This window comes from Sphaerochaeta sp. UBA5836 (assembly GCF_002432845.1).
GTDB lineage: Bacteria > Spirochaetota > Spirochaetia > Sphaerochaetales > Sphaerochaetaceae > Sphaerochaeta.
On the sequence record NZ_DJGW01000042.1, the window covers coordinates 6,496 to 11,735 of the forward strand.

A 5,240-nucleotide genomic window follows, 5' to 3' on the forward strand; every position below is an offset into this window, starting at 1 on the left:
GATGCATCCCGGTGGTCGCTGCATGAGCAGAACAGGTATGACCGCATTCTGCTCGATGCTCCCTGCTCAAGCGAACGTCATGTCCTCTCCGATCCCAAAGCCTTGGCGATTTGGTCTGCATCAAGGCCGAAACACTTGGCCATCCAGCAGTTTGCGATGCTTGCTTCCGCTTTGGAGGCAGTGAAAGTGGGTGGTTGTATTCTGTACAGCACCTGTTCGATCAATCCACTGGAGAACGAGTTGGTTGTCGACAAGCTGTTCGAAAAACGGGATGGACGCTTTGCCATCGAGCCTGCTGCTGCGCCCTATGGTGAAAGCTGTCGTCATGGCTCCATCATCCTGCCTGATATGGCGCAAGGAAGGGGCCCGCTCTATATTTGTTTGATCAGGAGGACGGCATGAGCTCTGTCGCCATTGTCCGTTGTGAAAGCTATGACCCCATATTGGTCGATGCTGCCGTAAAAGAAGCGTGTCTGCTGGGCGGTATGCCTGCTGTAGAGGGCAAATGCATTCTGCTCAAGCCCAATATTCTCTCCGATGCCAAAGAGGACCGCTCGATCACCACCCATTCACAGGTGCTGCGCTCGGTGATCCGGCTGCTCAAGGAGAAGGGGGCACAAAGGATCCTGGTCGGTGACTCACCCGGCCTGCAAAAACCCTCGTTCCTACCCAAGGCAAGCGGCATATACCGCGTATGCACCGAAGAGGGGGTGCAATGGGTCGATTTCACCAAGCAGCCCAATATGACGACCATCCCCTACACCAGGGGCAAGAAGCTTCCCCTTGCTTCCATTCTGGACGAGGTGGACATGGTATTTTCACTGCCAAAGTTCAAGACTCACCAACTCATGTACACCACCGGGGCGGTGAAGAACCTCTTCGGGCTGGTCCCCAATCTCTTCAAGAGTCCCTGTCATGTCCAGTTCCCGACACGGCAGCAATTTGCCTCCCTGATGGTGGGAATTGCTGCCGTGGTAAAGCCTTCGTTCAGCCTGATGGACGGCATCATCGGCATGGAAGGCCCGGGCCCCGCCAACGGCAGGCCGCGGCATATGGGCCTTTTGCTTGCCAGCTGCGATGCACTCGCTCTCGATTATGCACAGGCTGTGATCATGGGCTATGACCCCAAGAGCATCCCCATCATAGCCGAAGGACTGAGAAGAGGCCTTGGCTCTGCTCCCACCCGGTATCCCAACTTGAATGCCGAGGATTTGGTCCAACCCGATTTTTTGCGCATCGAGATGCAAAAGCGAACCCGTTTCTTCCGCTCCCTCATTATCCCGTTTGTATTCAGCAAGTACATTCGCAGGAAGGTCAAGAAAGAGCGCAAAGCCCCTGTCTTCCTTCCAGATCCCTGCATCCAGTGCCGCAAATGCATCGAAATCTGCCCGGCCAATGCCTTGACGATGGAACAGAAACGCATCATCATCGACCCAAGCGCCTGCATCCGTTGTTATTGTTGCCATGAGGTCTGTCCGGCTTCAGCCATCGCAGTCGATGAAGAAATTTCCTCCTAAAGGATTGTCATATGGATCCATCCACATTGCTTGTCAGCATTCTGCTCTCCCTTCTGCCCATCAGTGAGCTCAGAGGTGCTATTCCCTATGCCTATTTCAATGACGTTCCGTTGTTTTTTGCCGCCCCGCTGTGCATTCTCGTCAACGCTATGGTGGCTCCGATCGCTTATACCTTTTTGGCGACCTTCCATACAATTTTCTACAAGCATTGGCACTGGTATGCCTCCTTTTTTGATCGATTTGTAGCGAGAGCTCAGCACAAGATCAGTGCGAAAGTCGACAAGTACGGGTATTGGGGCATTTTACTCTTTGTAGCGGTGCCGCTTCCGGTCACCGGGGCTTGGACGGGAACCCTGGGTTCCTGGATTTTAGGCCTTGACAAGCGAAAGACCATGATGGCAGTATTCGGCGGAGTCATCGTCGCCGGTCTGATTGTCACCTCTCTGGTAGCCCTTGGGGTAGGAATCGATTCGGTGTTCATCAAACGAATCTGAGGTATCATGTATTTCGATTTAGCCAAGGAACTCAATGAACAGCAGTACAAGGCTGCTGCAACACTGCATGGGCCGCTGCTTGTCATAGCAGGCGCCGGCAGCGGGAAGACCCGCATGCTCACGTATCGAATTGCCAATATGCTGCAAAACGGCATCAAGGAAGAGGCGATACTCGCCCTGACATTCACCAACAAGGCGGCAAGCGAGATGGGGGACCGTATACGGTCGCTTACAAATCTTCCGCTGAAAAAGTTGACGGCCACAACCTTCCACTCCTTCGGTATGGGAGTGTTGAAACAATACATCCAGCATCTCGGCTTCAAGAACAACTTCACCATCTACGATTCCAACGACCGCATGGCCTTGATCAAGGAAGTAATCCAGAATCTCGACTATGTGGTTGAGTCCTTCGACCTCTATGAGCTCTCCACCCTCTTCAGTGACATAAAGACAAAGCGCAAGGTTTTCGGTGCGAATGCTTCGGACAAGATCCGCAATCTCTATAGCGAATATGAAAAGCATCTGAAAGCGTACAATGCAGTCGACTTTGACGACCTGATCATGAAACCGCTCGATTTGTTCGAAAAAAAGCCCGAAGTGCTTCAGGCTCTGCGAAATCGTTTCACCCATATCCTGGTTGATGAGTTCCAGGACACTTCCCTTTCCCAGTACCGCATGGTCGAGTCCCTGGCCCAAGAGAGCCGCAACCTGTGCGTCGTCGGTGACGACGATCAGAGCATCTACAGCTGGAGAGGGGCGAACTACGAGAACCTGGTGATGTTCGAACGGGATTTTCCCGAACGCCTTGAAGTCAAGCTCGAGCGCAACTATCGTTCAACAGGGACCATCCTGGAGGCTGCAAACTCGCTGATTGTCAACAACCAGATGCGAAAGGAGAAGAGGCTGTGGACCGACAGCGGCAAGGGCTCCTCGATTCGCTTGATCCACCCCGCCAACGATGATGATGAAGCATCGGTCATCGCCGATGAAATTCTGATGACTCATAAGAAAGAGGACAAGCCATTCTCTGACTTCGGGGTATTGGTGAGAACCAACAGCCTCATCGACACCTTGGAAACCAAGTTCACCGAACGGGGTATTCCTTCACAGGTTACCGGCGGGCAAAGTTTCTTTGACCGAAAGGAAATTCGCGATATTGTCAGTTATCTGAAGGTCATTGCCAATCAGGATGATGATATCAACCTGCTCAGGGTGATAAATACCCCAAGGCGTGGCATAGGGCGTACGACACTTGAGAAAATGCGCAAAGTAGCAGACGACCATCACTGCTCGCTCTATAGTGCCTTGTCCTTGATGTCCATCGCCACCGATGGCCAAATCAAGGAAGGAATGCAGAAAACGCTCAAACGCTTTGCATCCCTTATTGAGGAGTATCATCATCAACTCTTTGAGACACGGACGCAACGCAACATGGTGCTTCGCACCCTGATTCAGGAAATCGGGTACAAGGCATATCTTGAAGCCGAATATCCGGATAACGAGAACGTGGTTGCCTACAAGATGAAGGGTATTACCATGCTTTGCGATATGCTAGCCCGTTGGGAACGCAATCCCGAGAATGCAAAGGCCTCCATATTTGATTATCTGAACCGCATCAGCCTTGCAGGCAAGGAGAGCAATCCCCAAGAGGATGCAGGCAAGATTGCCCTGATGACCATCCATGCGTCCAAGGGTCTTGAGTTCGACACGGTGTACTTGGCAGGGGTTGAGGACCAGTACATCCCCCATGCCAGGGCGATCGAGGATGATCCGGCCAACATCGATGAGGAACGACGCCTCTTCTATGTGGCGATCACCCGTGCCCGAAGGTCGTTGATCATCAGCAGTTGTGAGAAGCGTAAAAAAGGCCATGACGAAGTGACCAGCCTCCCCTCACGCTTTCTTGAGGAGATTCCCAAGGCCCTCTTTGATGAAGAAGACCCGGCCAAGCAGCTCTCATCCGAGCAGGTGGTGGACAAGCTCAGGTTGCTCAGGGAACGGCTTGCCGCCAGGAACAGCGGCTAATTCGGGTTGGTGATGGTCACCGTGATGGTGCCCGTATAGGAGCCGCTGACTTTGGCGGCCACATCCGACTCAACAATGCCCCCGACTTTCAAGTCCTTGGTATTCATCCCCGGATTCAGCGACTGCCAATGAATCGGGCTTCCCTTGGTAATCTGGTCTGCTCCGAGGAAAAGCTGATACTCTATGGGCTGCCCCGACCCTTCAGTGGGGAAAAGCTGGAAGGCGGTCGCTGTACTGGTGTCGGTGAACGTCAGCATTTGCGAGTACTGAGTACCAGCAACTCCGTTTATCACAGTAAGTTGCGCTTGGTTGATCGTCGCCCTGTTCCCTCCATAGGCTTCTTCCAAATCAAAACTCACACTTGCGTGCGTGAATGCGAACGCAAACGAGGGAAGAGTCGGACCGTCGCCGTAGTAGAACCCATTACCGTCCGGAGCTGTCATGCTTCCTGAATCGAGAATCGGAGTGACATTAGGCCCCGCCAACCCGTTGGTGACTACATAGGAACCAGCTGATGTTATCGTTTCACCGTTGCCTGGTGCATAGGTGCCTACATCGGTATTCGGATTATCGGCAACCGCCAAACTGAAAATCGGGTTGAAGCTGGTTGTAAAGGTATAGGGAGTATCCAAACGGTAATACTGGCCGTTCGAATTCAGCGTAGCAGCGCTGTTGGGATTGAGACTGTTGGTATTGACCAGGTACAAATCAACATAAAAGGGGTTTGCAGTAATGGTCACAGCATTCCAACTGATAACCGGCCACCGCCCGCCATAGATGGTTTGCAGTATGGGTGTACCGCCAAGCCCTGAAGGATAGGCTACGCTGATCACCTTGAAATTCAAATCCGTCTTGGTATAATAGGCTCCGCCCTCCCAATTCTTGTACAAACCGGTCAACTGGATATTCTCTGCAACCTCACCGGTATTGACGAAAGCAGGCGTGTATATTTTGTTGTTTGGTGATGTTATGGCAAACCGGCCGAGCTTCGCACCGATTACTGTGGGATGGGTGAATACACCCGGCGAAATTTCCAGATAGATCGGCGATTGCGCTGTGTAGGTCGCAGTAACCGTAGGCCCTGCTGCCAAAAAAGCAGACAGGAAAACCATGAGAAGCAATACACTGAAAGTTCGATACTTATAATATGACATATGTGTAAAAATCCTCTAGTCATCAATGAGAAGCGCCAACATGCCAACCG

General features: G+C 52.3%; 4 protein-coding genes and 1 pseudogene. 4 read left to right on the forward strand and 1 reads right to left on the reverse strand.

From position 1 onward, the window contains the following. The 4 genes and pseudogenes from B3F49_RS03345 to B3F49_RS03360 form a co-directional block, all read left to right on the forward strand. Positions 1-402: pseudogene (locus tag B3F49_RS03345) on the forward strand (RsmB/NOP family class I SAM-dependent RNA methyltransferase); the annotation flags it as partial. Then, positions 399-1,517 carry a DUF362 domain-containing protein gene (locus B3F49_RS03350; protein ID WP_293891114.1) on the forward strand — a complete coding sequence of 373 codons (1,119 nt, stop codon included), beginning with the start codon at positions 399-401 and terminating at the stop codon, positions 1,515-1,517. The pseudogene B3F49_RS03345 and the gene B3F49_RS03350, both read left to right, overlap by 4 nt. 11 nt (positions 1,518-1,528) lie before the next feature. Further along, positions 1,529-2,011, forward strand: a complete 483-nt coding sequence (locus tag B3F49_RS03355) for a COG2426 family protein (RefSeq protein ID WP_293908947.1) — start codon at positions 1,529-1,531, stop codon at positions 2,009-2,011. Positions 2,012-2,017: 6 nt separating this feature from the next. Continuing rightward, entirely contained in the window at positions 2,018-4,036 is a 2,019-nt protein-coding gene (locus B3F49_RS03360; RefSeq protein WP_293908948.1) for an ATP-dependent helicase, read from the forward strand. Here B3F49_RS03360 and B3F49_RS03365 read toward each other — a convergent pair. Then, complete coding sequence (locus B3F49_RS03365; RefSeq protein WP_293908950.1) at positions 4,033-5,190, reverse strand: hypothetical protein; 1,158 nt, start codon at positions 5,188-5,190, stop codon at positions 4,033-4,035. The two genes, B3F49_RS03360 and B3F49_RS03365, sit on opposite strands and share 4 nt — an antisense overlap. Positions 5,191-5,240 lie beyond the last annotated feature (50 nt).

What these genes read in the sequence shown, in the direction of transcription:
- B3F49_RS03350 (WP_293891114.1), top strand. Translation starts at nt 399, where the DNA reads ATGAGCTCTGTCGCCATTGTCCGTTGTGAAAGCTATGACCCCATATTG.
- B3F49_RS03355 (WP_293908947.1), top strand. Translation starts at nt 1,529, where the DNA reads ATGGATCCATCCACATTGCTTGTCAGCATTCTGCTCTCCCTTCTGCCC.
- B3F49_RS03360 (WP_293908948.1), top strand. Translation starts at nt 2,018, where the DNA reads ATGTATTTCGATTTAGCCAAGGAACTCAATGAACAGCAGTACAAGGCT.
- B3F49_RS03365 (WP_293908950.1), bottom strand. Translation starts at nt 5,190, where the DNA reads ATGTCATATTATAAGTATCGAACTTTCAGTGTATTGCTTCTCATGGTT.